18 protein-coding genes and 1 tRNA gene are annotated in these 15,752 nt (G+C 39.2%); all 19 read left to right on the forward strand.

The features are described 5' to 3' along the window. Positions 1 to 17 precede the first annotated feature (17 nt). The 19 genes from FG28_RS14565 to FG28_RS14655 all read left to right on the forward strand — a co-directional run bounded on the left by FG28_RS14565 (position 18) and on the right by FG28_RS14655 (position 15,751). The gene (locus tag FG28_RS14565; protein WP_036384018.1) at positions 18 to 893 is read left to right on the forward strand and encodes a DUF1376 domain-containing protein; all 876 of its coding nucleotides are present in this window, start codon (positions 18 to 20) and stop codon (positions 891 to 893) included. Further along, positions 890 to 1,627, forward strand: a complete 738-nt coding sequence (locus FG28_RS14570; protein ID WP_036384021.1) for a DnaA ATPase domain-containing protein — start codon at positions 890 to 892, stop codon at positions 1,625 to 1,627. Before FG28_RS14565 ends, FG28_RS14570 begins: the two co-directional genes overlap by 4 nt. A gap of 55 nt (positions 1,628 to 1,682) precedes the next feature. Beyond that, positions 1,683 to 1,979 (forward strand): hypothetical protein, encoded by a 297-nt coding sequence (locus FG28_RS14575; protein WP_036384024.1) that lies wholly within the window; start codon positions 1,683 to 1,685, stop codon positions 1,977 to 1,979. A 169-nt stretch (positions 1,980 to 2,148) separates the two neighbouring features. After that, complete coding sequence (locus tag FG28_RS14580; RefSeq protein WP_036384026.1) at positions 2,149 to 2,823, forward strand: hypothetical protein; 675 nt, start codon at positions 2,149 to 2,151, stop codon at positions 2,821 to 2,823. A gap of 145 nt (positions 2,824 to 2,968) precedes the next feature. Beyond that, entirely contained in the window at positions 2,969 to 5,014 is a 2,046-nt protein-coding gene (locus tag FG28_RS14585; protein ID WP_036384029.1) for a terminase gpA endonuclease subunit, read from the forward strand. 160 nt (positions 5,015 to 5,174) lie between these two features. Beyond that, positions 5,175 to 5,834, forward strand: a complete 660-nt coding sequence (locus FG28_RS14590; RefSeq protein ID WP_231562637.1) for a phosphoadenosine phosphosulfate reductase — start codon at positions 5,175 to 5,177, stop codon at positions 5,832 to 5,834. A gap of 104 nt (positions 5,835 to 5,938) precedes the next feature. Then, entirely contained in the window at positions 5,939 to 7,204 is a 1,266-nt protein-coding gene (locus tag FG28_RS14595) for a hypothetical protein (protein WP_051947374.1), read from the forward strand. A 3-nt stretch (positions 7,205 to 7,207) separates the two neighbouring features. Beyond that, a complete protein-coding gene (locus FG28_RS14600; RefSeq protein WP_036384035.1) occupies positions 7,208 to 7,660 on the forward strand; it encodes a hypothetical protein in 453 nt (150 codons plus the stop codon). Next, positions 7,660 to 8,733: a major capsid protein gene (locus FG28_RS14605; RefSeq protein WP_036384038.1), complete on the forward strand. Its 1,074-nt coding sequence runs from the start codon at positions 7,660 to 7,662 to the stop codon at positions 8,731 to 8,733. Before FG28_RS14600 ends, FG28_RS14605 begins: the two co-directional genes overlap by 1 nt. 110 nt (positions 8,734 to 8,843) lie before the next feature. Further along, positions 8,844 to 9,320 carry a hypothetical protein gene (locus FG28_RS14610; RefSeq protein WP_156102286.1) on the forward strand — a complete coding sequence of 159 codons (477 nt, stop codon included), beginning with the start codon at positions 8,844 to 8,846 and terminating at the stop codon, positions 9,318 to 9,320. Between the two features lie 57 nt (positions 9,321 to 9,377). Beyond that, positions 9,378 to 9,450: transfer RNA gene (locus FG28_RS14615), tRNA-Met, on the forward strand. Between the two features lie 16 nt (positions 9,451 to 9,466). After that, positions 9,467 to 9,796 carry a hypothetical protein gene (locus FG28_RS20835; protein ID WP_197062606.1) on the forward strand — a complete coding sequence of 110 codons (330 nt, stop codon included), beginning with the start codon at positions 9,467 to 9,469 and terminating at the stop codon, positions 9,794 to 9,796. A 10-nt stretch (positions 9,797 to 9,806) separates the two neighbouring features. Beyond that, the gene (locus FG28_RS14625) at positions 9,807 to 10,193 is read left to right on the forward strand and encodes a hypothetical protein (protein WP_036384049.1); all 387 of its coding nucleotides are present in this window, start codon (positions 9,807 to 9,809) and stop codon (positions 10,191 to 10,193) included. A gap of 3 nt (positions 10,194 to 10,196) precedes the next feature. Then, a complete protein-coding gene (locus FG28_RS14630) occupies positions 10,197 to 10,799 on the forward strand; it encodes a hypothetical protein (protein WP_036384052.1) in 603 nt (200 codons plus the stop codon). Positions 10,800 to 10,817: 18 nt separating this feature from the next. Continuing rightward, positions 10,818 to 12,335, forward strand: coding sequence for a hypothetical protein (locus FG28_RS14635; RefSeq protein WP_036384055.1), 1,518 nt, complete (start codon positions 10,818 to 10,820; stop codon positions 12,333 to 12,335). A 30-nt stretch (positions 12,336 to 12,365) separates the two neighbouring features. Next, positions 12,366 to 12,776 (forward strand): hypothetical protein, encoded by a 411-nt coding sequence (locus FG28_RS14640; protein WP_036384058.1) that lies wholly within the window; start codon positions 12,366 to 12,368, stop codon positions 12,774 to 12,776. Between the two features lie 10 nt (positions 12,777 to 12,786). Continuing rightward, on the forward strand, positions 12,787 to 13,209 hold the full coding sequence (locus FG28_RS14645; RefSeq protein ID WP_036384060.1) for a phage tail assembly protein: 423 nt from the start codon (positions 12,787 to 12,789) through the stop codon (positions 13,207 to 13,209). A 197-nt stretch (positions 13,210 to 13,406) separates the two neighbouring features. Next, positions 13,407 to 15,278 (forward strand): phage tail tape measure protein, encoded by a 1,872-nt coding sequence (locus FG28_RS14650; RefSeq protein WP_036384063.1) that lies wholly within the window; start codon positions 13,407 to 13,409, stop codon positions 15,276 to 15,278. After that, the gene (locus FG28_RS14655; RefSeq protein ID WP_036384066.1) at positions 15,275 to 15,751 is read left to right on the forward strand and encodes a hypothetical protein; all 477 of its coding nucleotides are present in this window, start codon (positions 15,275 to 15,277) and stop codon (positions 15,749 to 15,751) included. Before FG28_RS14650 ends, FG28_RS14655 begins: the two co-directional genes overlap by 4 nt. Position 15,752: the final 1 nt, after the last annotated feature.

Genomic DNA, 15,752 nt, shown 5'->3' on the forward strand with positions numbered 1-15,752 from the left:
TTAAAATAACTATTGAAATGAATAAAGATTTTACGTTTCCATTCTATTATAAAGAATGGTTGGTCAGCACCCAAGGAATGCCAGCAGATGTTAGGGGTTGGTATATAAACCTTTTATGTCACCAAGCAGACAAACAGGTGTTACCAAACAACATTGAAGATTTAGCAGATCTAGCTGGGGTAAAAATAAGTGAATACCAAAGGTTTGTTGACGGGTACAACCAATGGTTACACCATAAGTTCAACCCGACAGATAACGGTGGGTTGGAAAATGCAAAAATGAAGTCAGTTCTAAATAGTAGAAAAGAGTATTTGGATAATCAAGCTAAAAAGTCCAAAGTAGCTGTATTTATAAGGGTTAAGCGTAAAGAACACTCATTTGACCCAGATGTTTGGAAGTTACTTAGTTCAAAGCTAATGGATATTGATACCTCTTATTTATCAAAAAAAGAAATATATAAAAAATATGAATCTTGGTTCAACCAATGGTTGAACCAAAGGTTGAACCCTTCAATTGAAAATGATAATGATAATATATATATAACTAATAAAGAAAAAGGGGGTGTGGGGGAAAAAACGACCATTGGATTTGAAGAAGTGGTTGATTTGGATTTAGTGAAGAATGAAATAAAAAACTCCATTACTTGGAAAGAAGGAATTGTCAGGACCGTGAAAAATGAATATAACAAACAATTTTCACTTACCAAGCTGGATGAATTATTGGAAAGGTTTGATGAACTGATTTGGAATGATGGTGAAACCGAAAAAAGCCTTAAGGGATATAAAAAGCATTTCAACAGATGGCTGATTGCTGAATATCAAAAAAATGCAAATGGTAAGTCGGTAAAGGCATCTGAAAAGACCAAAACAAATAAAAAACTTCAGAATCTATGAGTTTCATTCCAAAAACACCACAAGATGCAATCAGGAATTTAACCCAAAAGAAAGCCAATGCTGATGGGTTAAGTGATAATCAAGTCAAAGCGGTTCATGGGGTATATTCCAAATATCCTGAGATGTCGAAAAAACAAGCGATCAGCATTGATTTTTATGGATTATTTGAGAAGCATAGCCGTTTACTTGAACCGAAGTATCAAGTTAACAAGATAATCAAAACATTGGCTTGGTATTTCATGGGCGACCCAAATTTTGATAGATACAACTTGGTTACCAATGAATCCAAGGCGAGTTTAAAAAAAGGGCTTTTTATCTATGGTCCAGTTGGGGTTGGGAAAACTATGTTTTTTGATGTTTTAACCAATATCAACAAAGAGCTTTTTGAGGAATATGAACGCCATGCCTTTGGTTTTACAAAGATTTCCGCTCCCGGATTTGTGAATGAATTTATGCACTCAGCAAAGGGTAGAAACAAAACCGTTGTTGACCTAGAATATTATCAGAGAAACAAGCTCTATATAGACGATTTAGGGGCTGAACATAAGTGTTTCAACCAATTTGAACTGTTTGGTGACATTCTCTTTGAAAGGCATAGGAATAAGGCCATTACCTATGTGACAACAAATCTTCATCCAACCGAAATTGAAGAACGATATGGGGAGCGTATTGGTGATAGGCTTATTGAAATGTTCAATGTCATTAGATGGGATGGAGATAGTCTAAGGCATTAATTTTTATGGGGCAGGGGGGTAATGATTTCCAATTTTTTATAAAACTTTTTTAGATATGGGGAGTATAATCAAGCTACGGATTAAAAGAGCTATAATTTTAGAAGATGCTCGTAGGTTAAAAGAAGGGGAGAAAACCATCAATAACATTAGGCAGCTGGCACTGCTCATGGTTGATAGCTACCCGGATAAGTATGTCTTTGAAAACATCAATGTTTGGTTATGTAAATTGAATACTACGGGCATCAAGAATATCAAGCAAACCTATGTAATGAAAGAAACGATTGACGATTTATGTAAAGTACTGAACATCAGCGAAGAAGAATTAATTAACGAAGTTGAATGTGTTGATTGAAATGGGTATAAGGTACTGTAAACCAAATAGATACCCATCGGAATACGTTGCGCACGCCGAAAAAAGCATGCTTGACACACTTTTGATATCTGTAACAGCATGTGTAACACGATAAAGTGTTACAACTCAAAAAAAGCATCGAAACCCCAATAAAAACAAGTGTAACAGGATGTTGTTAACCCCTAAAGATTTTGCTAAAGCCATCGGTAAGAGTTACGGAACCATAAGGCAACACATCAGCCGAAAAAAAATATTTAAGTCTGGGGATTTTATCGACACTGATTATGAACTGAACAAACTTTACATTTTATCACAGACCAATGGACGTGGGTTGAATTTTGATAAAATTGACGATACTGAAATTGATAAACCAAAGAACCCTACCCCAAAAAAAACCACTAAACCCACAGTTGAAAAACCTACACCACCCCCAACAAAGGAAGTTCGCCCAGCTTCAGAACCAAGTCAGGAAGAAGTTATCAGGTGGAACCTGGATCTAAGGAAGAAACAAGCGGATGCAGAAAAATCTGAAAGAGACAATGAGCTAAAGCGTATAGAAATTCAAAGAAAGATGGGCAAACTAATGCCCATTGAATTGGTTGAAAAGATTTTGACCGTCAATATCCAAGCGGTTTTTAGATCGTTTGAAACAGAAGCTGAAAACATTGCATCCACTTATTGTGAAATACTAGGAGGTGACAGAACCCACTTAAGTGAGATGGCCGATCAAATGAGAAAACATTTACAAAAAGCAATAGAAGAAACTAAATCTCAATCAGCTATTGAGGTTAATCAAGCAATTAAAGATTATGCTGAAGTCAGAAACAGGGGAGAGAGAAAATAGTTTGGATAAATATAGTACATGCCCAAAGTGTAATATAAAGGCTTTTAGAAAGATTGCAAACGGCCTTCCCAACACCACTAAAGGGGGTAAAAAACTGGATTTATGGTATTGTGCCCAATGTAGGCACCAAAAAATATTTTGAATTATGTTCCAAGTACACACAACAACCATTCAACAAGCATATCACGGAATACATGAAAAAATATTTGATTTCAGAGTAGAAAAACCACTACCAAGTGATTGGACCGAAGCAAATGTAAAATTAGGATCCGATGTTTCCAGGTATGTTGGTCCCTTCAGCTATGATAGATCACCATATACCCGTGAAATAATTGATAATCTTAGTCCAACAAATCCAGTTGAAACCGTTGCTGTAATGAAATGCGCCCAATCCGGGCTAACACAAGGGGTAATTATACCTGGAATATGTTATATAATTTCTGAAACCCCTGCCCCAATATTATTTATGGCCGGTGATAAGGAACTTGGTAAAAACTCAATCGAAACCCGTTTGGATCCTATTATAGAAAGTGCTGGAATTTCCCATTTAATCAGACCAAACGTTGTTAGAAAAAGAAACCAACGCACAGGTGATACATCAACAGGAAAAGAATTTGCAGGGGGCCAGTTAATCATGCAGGGAACCAAGAACGCGGATAAAATGCGGCAATTTTCCGTTAAATATATTTTTGCTGATGATTGGGAAGCCGCCCCCCGTGACGATAAAAAGGAAGGTTCTACACAAAAATTGGTTGAAGGAAGGGCAACATCATATGGAAACACATCGAAGAAGTTTTATATATCTACCCCAGCTGTAGAACAAACTTCCAACATTGAACCAATTTATAACCAAGGGGATCAAAGAAAATGGCATTGGCAGTGTCCCCATTGTGAAGGCTGGATTGCTGTTGAATGGAGGGTCAAACGAGATGATAAAACCTATGGTGGCATCAAATATGAACTTGATGATTCAGGATCACTTAAGGAGGATAGTGTACACTATGAGTGCCAATTATGCCGTGGTAAAATCGATCAAAAACAAAAATACAGTTTAAACTTAAAAGGTAAGTGGATTCCAACCGCGAAACCAAAAAGACCCCAGATTAGAAGTTACTATTTAAACGCACTCATAATCCCCCCTGGATTTACAAGTTGGGTTGATTTGGTTTATGAATGGATTGATGCCAACCCGCAAAATGGAGTTGTCGATACTGGTAAATTAAAGACATTTAAAAACATCAGGTTAGGCCAAACTTGGAAAGAAACCGGAGAAACTCCAAGGGTAAATGAGTTGATGAAAAACACCTGTCAATATCTTCCCGGAGTGGTCCCGGACCTAACTAGTGAAGCCCAAGGCAATGGCCCAATAATCATGTTGACATTGGCGTGTGACCTTAATGGAATAATGACAGATAGAAAAGAGGATGTTCGGTTGGATTGGGAGTTGGTTGCACATTCTAAATCTGGTGCCACTTATTCCGTTGATCATGGAAGTATTGGAACCTTTAAGCGTGATCGCGATAAAACAGAATTTGAAAGAAATACAGATGGTGACAGGGAAAAGTATACCTATAATCATGGGTATCTTAACAGTGTGTGGCCAATTTTTGAAAAGTTGATTAGAAAAGAATGGCCAACAGAAAGTGGAGAGGGTACAATGTCCGCTTTGGTGACCCTAATTGATACCGGGTACTTTACAAGACTTGCGTTTCAGTTCATAGACAGCATTCACGATAGGGTTATTTTTGGCATCAAAGGGGAAGGTGATATCAAATATAGAAGTGTTTTAAAGGATACCCCTATGGTTAAGTTGTCCAGGGAAGTAAACACGCTTTATTTGCTTGAGGTAAACCAACTTAAAGATGAATTGAGCAGCTACATAAAACTAAAAAAAGGCAATGATGATTATCAACCACCTGGGTTTATGAACTTTCCCCAACCAACGGATGGTAAGTATACCATGACAAGCTTTTTCCAACATTTTGAAGGTGAGCGAAGGGTTGAAGAGATCAGGGACGGAAATGTAGTTGGTTTCAAGTGGGAAAAGAAAAACAATCAAAGTCTTAACCACTTTTGGGATGTTAGGGTATACAACTTAGCCGCTAGATATGTGTGGTTGGATCTTTTTGTAAAATCCGAAAAGAATATTCGTTCCATAACTTGGGCTGAGTATGTTGAATTGGTCAGTTGATATGAAAAAACAATTACTTATTTCTGTTAGTGGGGGTAGATCATCAGCGATGATGGCCAGACACATCCAAACCAGCCCTAAATATTCAGATTTTGAAAAACTATATGTTTTTGCCAATACAGGACAGGAACGCCCCGAAACCATTCAGTTTCTAAGGGATTTGGTTGATCATTGGGGAATTCCTTTGGTTTTAATTGAAGGATTATACTCCAACGAACTTGGAGTTGGTGTAAGCTATAAAATTGTTGACTTTGAAAATTTGGATATGAGTTCAGGTCCATTTACAGGAGCCATAGAGCAATTAAATAAAATCAAATGGACCGGTGTCCCCAATCAAGCAACCCCATATTGTTCATCATATTTAAAAACCCGCCCAATCCACAAATTTGCAACTGATGTGTTTGGAACCCCAAATTATATTAAAGCAATTGGATACAGGTTTGAAGATATGCCAAAAAGGATAACAATTTCAGCATTGGAACAAAAAACCGACTTAATAGCCCCTTTGCTTACTGATTTTGAACAACCAATCCCGTTAAGGGAATTAAATAGGTTTTGGAACAATCAACCGTTTAAGTTAAAAATCAACTCCAACTATGGTAATTGCCAACTGTGCTGGAAAAAAAGTGAAAAAAATTTAATCAAATCCATCCGTTATGGAGTTGATTGTATTGATTGGTACAGGGATATGGAAAGAAAATACGACAATAGATTTTTTAGAAATAATTTAAGTATAGATGATTTGATTTCCATGGCCAGCATAACAAATCAGATAGAGGTTTTTAGTGATGAGGGAGAAAGCTGTTTTTGTGGAATATAGGACCCAACCATTTCAATACTGTTTGGCATCCAACACTAACTTATTTTTATAAGCTGCATCCAGATATAGTTTTGATCAATCGGAAATAAAACCGATTGAGCACTATGAATGTAGCATTGGCACGTGAAGTATATGGGCAACCATGGAACATGGACTTCTTTTCTTATCAAGCCTATGGTTCACTGCTAAAGGATTTTCAAAACGGGGTTTCCCTTGAGATCCCCGAAACTAAGTTCAATAGTCCATTTGTAGTTTCAAAAACCCAAGGAAAAAGATTAATCCAAAGACCTTACCAACTAGACAACAATGAAGATTTTGAAGGTGTTGGCCTGATAAGGCTAGATGGTCCAATCACCAGAAAAGGAGGTATGTCATCTTATGGTATGGTAGACCTTTCAGCCATGATGATGAGAATGGCAAAGGATGACAGAATCAAGTCTTTTATTGTTCATACTGATTCCGGTGGTGGAGCATCTTCAGCTGTTGACATACTAGCAGATACTATTTTAGAAATTGACGCTGATAAACCGGTTTATGGACATATTGAAAAAGGTGGAATGGCCGCATCCGCAGCTTTTGGGATACTTACCGCTTGCCGTTCCATTCACGCCGCTGATAAGATGAACATCGTTGGAAGCTGTGGTACCATGATACAGTTTGATGGTAGATCAGCCAACACAGAGGACCCCGAAGGAGTCAAACATATACGTCTATATGCCACAAAATCCATTAGAAAGAATGAAAGCTTTGAACAAGCATTGAATAATGATGATTATGAAATTATCATCAATGATTTATTGGACCCTGTCAATCAAAAATTTCTCAAACAAATAGTAAAAAACAGACCCGTTTTAAAGGGGACCAAATTTGATGATGGCCATCATGTTTTTGCAAAAGATGGTGTTGGTTCTTTCATAGATGGGTTTATGACTTTTGACCAAATGGTTGACAGTGCATTTAAAAATTCAAATACGACCATGCGGTCAAAATCTAATATTAATCAAAAATCCAAAACAATGACTGTAGAGGAACTAAAGCAAAATCACCCAGCTACATATAATAGCATATTTAATGCTGGTGTTGCCGCTGAAAAAGACCGTACCGGTTCATGGTTGGCCCATTTGGGAACCGATCAAAAAATCGTGGTTGAAGGAATAAAAAGCGGTGAAGAAATTTCTGCAACCAAGCGTGAAGAACTTTTGGTTGCCGCAACTGCAAAACAGGGGTTGAACAACCTTGAACAAGATTCATCCAAAGGGGTGAGCACACCTGAAACAAAACCAACCACCAACGCAGATGAAGCTATTCAAAAGCAGGAGGAAGATGCGTTGGGGAACTCAATCAAAGATCACCTTAAAAAAACAGCGTAGGCCATGGAAGAATTCACCCAAAGAGATCAGACAGCAAGTAAAAGCTTCATGGACATTGAGTTCAAGCACATCTTTTTGTTTGACAACAAATTTGCCGACATCATTTTCAATAATGATACTGGTGATGATTATGAGTTGGTCCCGGGGTTGGTAGTGGTTAGAGATGCTTCCAACCCAACCAAGGCTGTTGTTCCCGATATTTCTGTTGATACATCTGGATTGGTAAACATTATTGGTGTTATCAGTAATACAACCAAGAAAACATTAGCTGACAACGCTGATGATAACAGCCAATATTGCCACGGTGGTACAATCAATACAGATCATTTGATTTTACCAGCCGGTGTGACCTTAGACACTGTTCCCTTGAATGCAGGCAAAACTGTAGGGGATATTCTCAAGGGTCTTGGATTTGAACTTGTAAGCGGAATTAGTAACACAAAATTTGACAACTAATGATACCAATTGTACAGCATAGGAGAATTTTAACCCAAAGTATCATTGAGACATTCAGTGATATGGTCACCCCAAAGGCTGGGTTTGGTGCCTGGTTTCCAACCAAAACCAGTAAAAGTAAATTGGTTGGTATTGAGGTTGAACGGAACAGCAAAAAAATTGCTGCAGATGTGTTGCCGCACAGTGAAGGTAATTACAATACGTTTGATCAGTCAACTGAAAAGCTCTTTGAGCCAGCTGAGTATAAAGAATTCTTTGATTTCAGTAAGACCAGGTATTATGATGTGACGTTTGGTGCCGGAAACATTCCGATTGAAAACCAAACCATGGACATGGCTTCCGAAGCAATGAAGAAACTTACAATTCTTAGAAATAAGATTGAAAGTTCAAAGGAAAGACAACGCGCCCAAGTTCTACAAACAGGTATTGTAACATTTGACAAATGGGCAACGGTTGACTTTAAAAGAAAGGCTGATTCCCTAGAGGCTTTGACCGGAAATAATGTTTGGGGCGGAACCACAGCGGATATCATCAAAGATCTTTCTACAGGTGGGGAGTTTCTAAGACAAGTTGGAAAGTCCGCAACCAATGAAATTGATGTGATTTGTGGTCGTGACGCATTTAGGTTGTTGATTGCTGACACCAAGGTTAAGGCGATGTTGGAAAACAGGAGAATTAACCGTGGTGAATTGAACAGACCTGAATTGAACGATGCCACCGGATTGTCATTCCACGGACAGATTAGTGGAGATGATTTCTTGTTTAACATTTGGACTTATAATGAGTTCTATGAAGATGAGTCTGGAAACTACATCAAGATGTTGGATAATGACAAGGTGGTTATGTTGCCATCAGACTTTAAGGGATGCACATCACACGCAGCCCTTCCACAACCAATGCGAGTGGTCAACAATGGACAATATGAGGAATTTGTTCAATTGGTGGAAGCTGAATACAACACGTATAACTATGTAGATCAACGCAACTTTGCCCACTTGTTTAAGGTGTATTCTAAGCCTTTAGCATTGCCCGTGAGCATTGATAGAATTTACACAATCCAAGTAACAGAATAGTATTCATTTTCAATAGCTGAAAAGACCCCTTGATGTGAGGTTTTTAAAGGGGTCTTTTTTCTCAATCAAAAACAACAGTTGTGTTGACATCAAAAACAAAAACCAAAAAAATGAAAACACTTAGATTATTTACCATTGCGTTGATTGCAATTTGCCTTGTTTCCACAGCAACATTTGCAAGTCAACAACCATTTTCTGAAGAAAAAGAAACAGCTTTTATTCAACCCCAGAACATCTTGGATAGTGAAATTCAAGATGGGGCGTCTATTGATGAAGGCTTTAGTTTCCAAGTAAATCTTCCAGATGATGCAAAACCTGAAAACCCCAAGAATTTAGTGTTGATTAACCGATATGTTACGCAAGATGATATATGGGTCTGTCAAGGTTTAGGGGTCAATACAAAAACTCTATTTTATAGCTTTGGAAATCAAATTTTGGATGAAATTGAAGGTACTACTGCCATCTTCATATATGGTCCCGAGTTTAATTTACAAGAATATTGTTTTGTGACATCGGATAATGGCGCAACACTTCCAAAGTACTATAAACCAGACACACAACAAAAATATATTGAACCGTCTGAATAGGTCAATCTAACACCCTCAAAGCCCCGATTAATGGGGCTATAAAGGGGGTGTTAAAATCGTGGGGTAGAGCAGTAGGTAGCTCGGTGGGCTCATAACCCGCAGGTCATCGGTTCGAGTCCGATCCCCGCAACAAAACACTCAGAGTCATGTATAAAATCAATGTAATTGCCCATATGTTGAAGGGCGACAAAATCGCAAAGGCAGGTGAATTGGTTTCAGAAGAACAATTGGCCGGCAACGTTAAAACCCTTTTGAATGAGGGTTACATTGTTCAAGCTTCAAAGAAAGAGGTTGAGGAATGGAAAAAATCAAAATCCAGTGTAGAAGCTGCCAAGAAGAAGGAAGAAGAGGCTAAAAAAGCTGAAGCCGAAGCTGCCAAGAAGAAGGAAGAAGAGGCTAAAAAAGCTGAAGCCGAAGCTGCCAAGAAGAAGGAAGAAGAGGCTAAAAAAGCTGAAGCCGAAGCTGCCAAGAAGTAATTAACTCACTATGTCCACTGGAAAAATTTTAGCCGCTGCCCGCGCTGATTTCAAACGATTCATTGAAGGTGGTGGATTTTATGAGGACATAGTTTTAAAAACCCCGGATGGGGTAACATCATACGAAGTTAAAGGGTCTGCCAGTAAGCACCACATCAATTTTGACAGTGATGGCAACCCAATAAACAGTAAGAACGCTCATATATGTATTGTTGAATCAAGTTTGGTTGACCTGGGAATCCAAACCAGAAACGCTAGTGGTGAAGTTAATCTTTTTAAATGGAGAGTGGATTATCCGGATAGTACTGGCCAGGTAAAAAATTACATTATTGAACAGACTTTTCCAGATGAAACCGTTGGGGGTATTGTTTGCATTTTAGGTGATTTTCAAAATTAGAACATGGCTATAATAACAGAAACAATTCCTAAACAAGCTTTTGAAGTTGTTGGCGAACAGATTGGTGCCATTTTGACTATTGAACTGGTCAATCAAAAAACACTTCACGGCTTGACTGAAAATATGGATGTTTACCATGAACGTACAACACCATATGATAAGTCAGAAGGTGTAATGGTGAATGTTCTTTTGGATAATGCAACCTATGAAGGCTTCAACCCATCATCATCCAACGGACCCGTAAGGTTCAATGTTGATGTTTATGGCACGGCCAAATCAAATCAGGATGATAAGGGGGATAAGTTGAGTCAAAAACTGGTGCAAAAAATCATCGGTTGGATTAGATATATACTTTCCCATACCAAACACAAAACATTGTTACTTCCCTCTACAACCATAGGGGGAACCTATGTTACAGGGTTTCAAGTGTATGATTTAGAGAATGTACAAGATGCCGCCTATGTACGTATGATGCGATTGAATTTTGAGGTGAAGGTAGTTGAAAACCAAGATTTATGGGAAAGTACACAACTGCTTGGAAATGATACCCAAGTCAAGCTTGAAGAAACTGATAAAGGGTTCAAATACATATTAGAAAACGATTAATACAAAACTTAAAAGGTTATGACAGCAATATCTACTGCCGTTGGTTTGGAAAGAAGATCCAGAACATCCGGATATAAACTTAAGAAGGGGTTTTTTGATAACAATACCCCTAACCTTCCACAGCGAATAGCTGTTTTTGGTGAGGCAAATGATGCCAACCAAAGCGGGTTGGATACTGATGGTTATGAAATAACTTCAGCAAAAGAAGCCGCTGAAAGATATGGTTATGGAAGCCCATTACACCAAATATTCAGAATATTGCGCCCTGTTTCAAGTGATGGTGTTGGGGGTATTCCCACCGTAGCATTTCCACAGGCAGCTGATGCAGGTGCCACAGCAACGGAACAGGAATGGACCGTTACCGGAACCGCTACGGCTAATGCTGTACACACCATTTATATTGCTGGCCGTTCATCTTTGGATTTTCAGGAATATAAGTATACGGTTGCCATAGGTGACACCGCCACCGCGGTGGCGGCTAAAATTGTGGATGCCATCAATTCTGTTTTGGGCAGCCCAGTTATTGCTTCTAATTTGGCCGGTGTTGTGACCTTGACTACTAAATGGAAGGGAACAACAAGCGCATCTCTTAAATCCAAAATCACATTTAACAATGCTGCAGGTGTGTCCTATAGCATGACGGATGAAACCGCAGGTGCGGGTGCTGTTGATATTTCAGGAGCATTGGACCAATTTGGGGAACAATGGCATACTATTGTTATCAACCCTTATGGTGCGGCTACTTTTGATGCCCTGGAAACCTTCAACGGCCTTCCTGATCCAGAAAACCCAACTGGTAGGTATAGTGGTCAAATATTTAAACCTTTTGTTGCTCTTTTTGGCTCAGTGTTGGATGATAAGGATGATATCATTGCAATCACCGATGCAGCCGCTAGAAGGGATCAAGTAACAAATGTTCATTGTCCTGCTCCAAAATCCGATGGTTTTCCATGGGAAGCAGCCGCAAATGCAGCATATCTTTTTGCAAGGACCATGCAGGACAATCCAGAGTTGGACATTAACAACATGGCGTATCCTGATATGCCCGTACCATCCAATGGGCTTATTGGTGATATGGCCGACTATGCAACCCGTGACCTATTGTTAAAGGAAGGTTCTTCAACCGTAATCCTTAAGGATGGCAATTATGTTGTTCAGGATTTTGTTTCAACATACCATGTTGATGGTGAAGATCCATTACAGTACAACTATGCCCGAAACCTCAATTTGGATTGGAATTTAGCCTTTGCTTACAGGTTATTGGAAGAATTGTATGTAAAAGACCATGTTTTGGTCAAGGACAATCAGGTCACCAGTGCCACCAAAGCAATCAAACCAAAGGAATGGAAGGCGATTTTGGAAGAATTCTTTTCTGATTTAGCTGTTAGGGCACTGATCAATGAACCTGAATTTTCAGTATCAAGTTTGATTGTGCAGGTAAGTACCACCAACCCTAATCGCTTTGAAACATTCTTCAGGTACAAAAGGACCGGTGTTGCCCGTATTGAATCAACCGATGTGGAAGCGGGGTTTTAAAATAATTGTTAATCAATAAAAATTCAAGATATGTACACTGGTGGTGATATAGAAGAAGTAGTGTTCAAACACCCAACTTTGGGCACAATAAGATGTGAAACCAAGGGAAACGAAGCTTTCACTTTTGACCCAGGTGGATTGAGGTCAAATGATGATGATGATGCAGTCACCGGAGCCGGTGAAATGATTGATTCCATAAACCGTAAAAGATGGTCTATGGAAGGCCCATTGGTAATAAATTTTACTGATAAGACTTCCCTTGAAAACATTCCAAACCTAGCAGCTTCTCCTGAACTTTCAGTGGTTACTGTTACTATGGTTTTTGGAAAAGTATTTAAGGGTAAGGGTAAACCTGTAGGGGATATCAAGGTTGATACCAATAATTCCCAAATGAGCCTGAAAGTAGCAGGTGGTGGAAAGATGTTGCCTATTGAAAATTAATTAAAATAAAATGAAAAAAGTTGATGAAAAGGTGGCCATAGAAGCGTTCACCAAATTTTTAAAGAAGTTCAAAGCTAAAGAACTTAGACGTGGCGAAATTTCCGAAATGGACATCAAAGAAGATTATATTGATGCCATTGAAGCAATTCAGGATGGATTTTTGACATTCGATGATAAGGACCATCCAACATTGACATTAAGAAAACCACTTACCACCGGTGATGATGAAACTTCTGTAAAAGAGGTGACTTTCAGGAGTAGAATAAGACCTTCAGACAAAGCCAACATTATGAGTGGTCTTGAGGTTCAAAAGGATGTTGGGAAGTTTTCTCTTAGGTACGCTGCGTACATTACCCAAATGAGCATTAAGGAACTTGACTTATTGGATCGTGACGATTATGATACCATCCAGCAGGTCTGTTCGGTTTTTTAGACGGGTGGACATTAAAGGATACGGATGTATTGATAAAGACCGTTGCACGGTACTTTAAATGGCCACCCAAACAAATTGATGAACTATATCTGGACGATTATGATTTTTTTGGTTTGGTGTATTGGTACAATGATGCGAAAGAACAAGCAAAAGAATCTGAAGATTATGCGAACAGATTAAAAAATAAGAGAAAATAAATGCCAGCAACCGTTAAAATACCAGCAGAATTTAAGGCGGTTGACAAAACTAGCCATGTGCTAAGAAAAATGACCGCCGGTGTCCGTAAATATTCAAAAAACGGAATATCGGCGGTTCGTCGTTTGGATGCACGGTTCACCAAATCCCTTAACAGGATGAAGCGTTCTGTAGGTTCATTTGGGGCATATTTAGGTGGAGCTGCATTGGTTGGCGCACTTGGTGGAGCCATAATGATAATGGCCGACTATGAACAAGCCAATGCCAACCTAGCTTCTGTCCTTGATGTCAATATAGAACAGACCGCAGAACTTCAAAAAAGTTCACAGCGTCTGGGTGCAACTACAGCCTTTACAGCAGGCGAGGTTGCAGGACTTCAAACGGAATACGCCAAACTAGGATTTACCGAAAAAGAAATCTTAAAGGTAACAGATTCCACACTGGCCCTTGCAGCTGCAACAAAAACGGAATTGTCACAGGCAGCAATGCAGGTGGGTTCAACTTTGAGGGCATTCAACTATGAAGCTTCAGAAGCTTCTAGGATAGCGGATGTATTTGCAGCAAGTACGTCAAAGTCCGCACTTAACATGGAGTTTTTAAATACGGCCATGTCCATTGTCGCCCCGGTTGCTTCAAAGTTTGGATTTGAGGTTGAAGAAGTGACCGCCCTGTTAGGTAGTTTGGCAGACAGTGGATTTGATGCCAGTAGTGCAGCCACAGCTACCAGAAACATACTATTGAACCTTGCGGACAGTAATGGTAAGTTGGCCAAATCATTGGGCAGACCGGTAAAGGATTTGCCTAGTTTGGTTGCTGGACTGAAAGAATTGGATGCAAGGGGAACCCCATTGGCCAAGATGTTGGAGCTTACAGATAAACGATCCGTTGCGGCTTTTGCCACATTTGTATCTGGAACGGATAAAACACTTAAGCTTAACAGTGCCCTTGGTGAAGCTGGTAGCACTGCACAAAAAATGGCAGAAAAGCAGTTGGATACCTTGACAGGTAAAACAACCATTCTCAAATCTGCTTATGAGGGGTTTATTTTATCATTGGACAATGGAAAGGGACCATATTCTGACACCATCAAGAATGTTGTTATGGTTGCCACTGAAATGCTTTCCATGGCCAGCGGAACAGCAAAGGCCGAAAGCGAACTTACCACCAGTGAAAAAACAATAAGGCAGTACGCTAAGACAGCTATTCAAGTATTGAAAATATTGGGATGGTTGGCCGCTGCGTTTGTGGTATTTAAAGTTGCATTGGCCGCATATACTATTGTACAGGGAATAATGACAGCAGCCACATGGGTTGCCACTGCAGCTTCAACAGCGTTTGCCGTTGCGGTCAATCTGGGGCTATGGCCAATATTGTTGATTATAGCCGCAATAGCCGCATTGATTGCCATATTCTACTATTGGGATGATATTATAGCATGGTTTAGTAAGCAATGGGAAAAATTTACATCATGGATAGGTAAAGTTTGGGACCGTGTTGTTAAGTGGTTCAAAGAATTTGATTTTAAAGAATTCTTTAAAAAAATCGGCCAGAGCATCCTTAAGTTCTTATTGATGCCAATGAAGGCTTTATTGACCCTATTATCCAAAATCCCAGGTAAGATAGGAAAGATGGCTTCCATGGGACTGGAAAAGATAGGTGACCTGACCGGTGAAACGGAAGTGAACCTGAACAATCCAAAAAAACCGTTGGAAAGTCCAGAATTGAAAAGCGCAAAGGTGACCAATGAAACCATTCAACAGAACCGTATAACCATGGATATCAATGACCCTGGCGGCCATGTTGGAAATGTTTCAAATGAGGGACCCACACCAATTCCAGTCAATTTAAGAAAAACGCAAGGTAGAGGACAATGACAACAGATTTCAACTTAGCGGAAAATGGAAGTGGTGGTGACATCACTATATTGGGCAATGACATAGCAATGACAGAAACACTGCTTCAGTCAGCATATTTAGCAATGTTTGGGGGCAATGTGGAATCAAACACATCCGGTAACGAATTGGAAAATGAACAGAGGTTTGATTGGTGGGGAAACGGGTTGTTCCATTCCCAATACCCAAACAAACAATTCAACTCAAATACTGAACGTGCCCTTAACCAAACCCCCGTCACGACATCTGGAAGGATTGAAATCGAAAGGGCTGTTGAAATGGATCTGGCATTTCTAAAATCAGTTGCAGAAATAGATGTTCAAGTGGGCATAGTTTCCCATAACTCACTTTCCATTTTGATAACAATGTTGCCCTATGGAAACAAACAGGAAAAAATACTTCAGCTATTGTATGACAACGCTAAAAATGAAATAATCATCCAAAAGGAAATTTAAA

The organism is Muricauda sp. MAR_2010_75, from assembly GCF_000745185.1.
GTDB lineage: Bacteria > Bacteroidota > Bacteroidia > Flavobacteriales > Flavobacteriaceae > Flagellimonas.

Coding starts and splice junctions, on each gene's coding strand:
- FG28_RS14565 (WP_036384018.1), top strand. CDS start 18: ATGAATAAAGATTTTACGTTTCCATTCTATTATAAAGAATGGTTGGTC.
- FG28_RS14570 (WP_036384021.1), top strand. CDS start 890: ATGAGTTTCATTCCAAAAACACCACAAGATGCAATCAGGAATTTAACC.
- FG28_RS14575 (WP_036384024.1), top strand. CDS start 1,683: ATGGGGAGTATAATCAAGCTACGGATTAAAAGAGCTATAATTTTAGAA.
- FG28_RS14580 (WP_036384026.1), top strand. CDS start 2,149: ATGTTGTTAACCCCTAAAGATTTTGCTAAAGCCATCGGTAAGAGTTAC.
- FG28_RS14585 (WP_036384029.1), top strand. CDS start 2,969: ATGTTCCAAGTACACACAACAACCATTCAACAAGCATATCACGGAATA.
- FG28_RS14595 (WP_051947374.1), top strand. CDS start 5,939: ATGAATGTAGCATTGGCACGTGAAGTATATGGGCAACCATGGAACATG.
- FG28_RS14600 (WP_036384035.1), top strand. CDS start 7,208: ATGGAAGAATTCACCCAAAGAGATCAGACAGCAAGTAAAAGCTTCATG.
- FG28_RS14605 (WP_036384038.1), top strand. CDS start 7,660: ATGATACCAATTGTACAGCATAGGAGAATTTTAACCCAAAGTATCATT.
- FG28_RS14610 (WP_156102286.1), top strand. CDS start 8,844: ATGAAAACACTTAGATTATTTACCATTGCGTTGATTGCAATTTGCCTT.
- FG28_RS20835 (WP_197062606.1), top strand. CDS start 9,467: ATGTATAAAATCAATGTAATTGCCCATATGTTGAAGGGCGACAAAATC.
- FG28_RS14625 (WP_036384049.1), top strand. CDS start 9,807: ATGTCCACTGGAAAAATTTTAGCCGCTGCCCGCGCTGATTTCAAACGA.
- FG28_RS14630 (WP_036384052.1), top strand. CDS start 10,197: ATGGCTATAATAACAGAAACAATTCCTAAACAAGCTTTTGAAGTTGTT.
- FG28_RS14635 (WP_036384055.1), top strand. CDS start 10,818: ATGACAGCAATATCTACTGCCGTTGGTTTGGAAAGAAGATCCAGAACA.
- FG28_RS14640 (WP_036384058.1), top strand. CDS start 12,366: ATGTACACTGGTGGTGATATAGAAGAAGTAGTGTTCAAACACCCAACT.
- FG28_RS14645 (WP_036384060.1), top strand. CDS start 12,787: ATGAAAAAAGTTGATGAAAAGGTGGCCATAGAAGCGTTCACCAAATTT.
- FG28_RS14650 (WP_036384063.1), top strand. CDS start 13,407: ATGCCAGCAACCGTTAAAATACCAGCAGAATTTAAGGCGGTTGACAAA.
- FG28_RS14655 (WP_036384066.1), top strand. CDS start 15,275: ATGACAACAGATTTCAACTTAGCGGAAAATGGAAGTGGTGGTGACATC.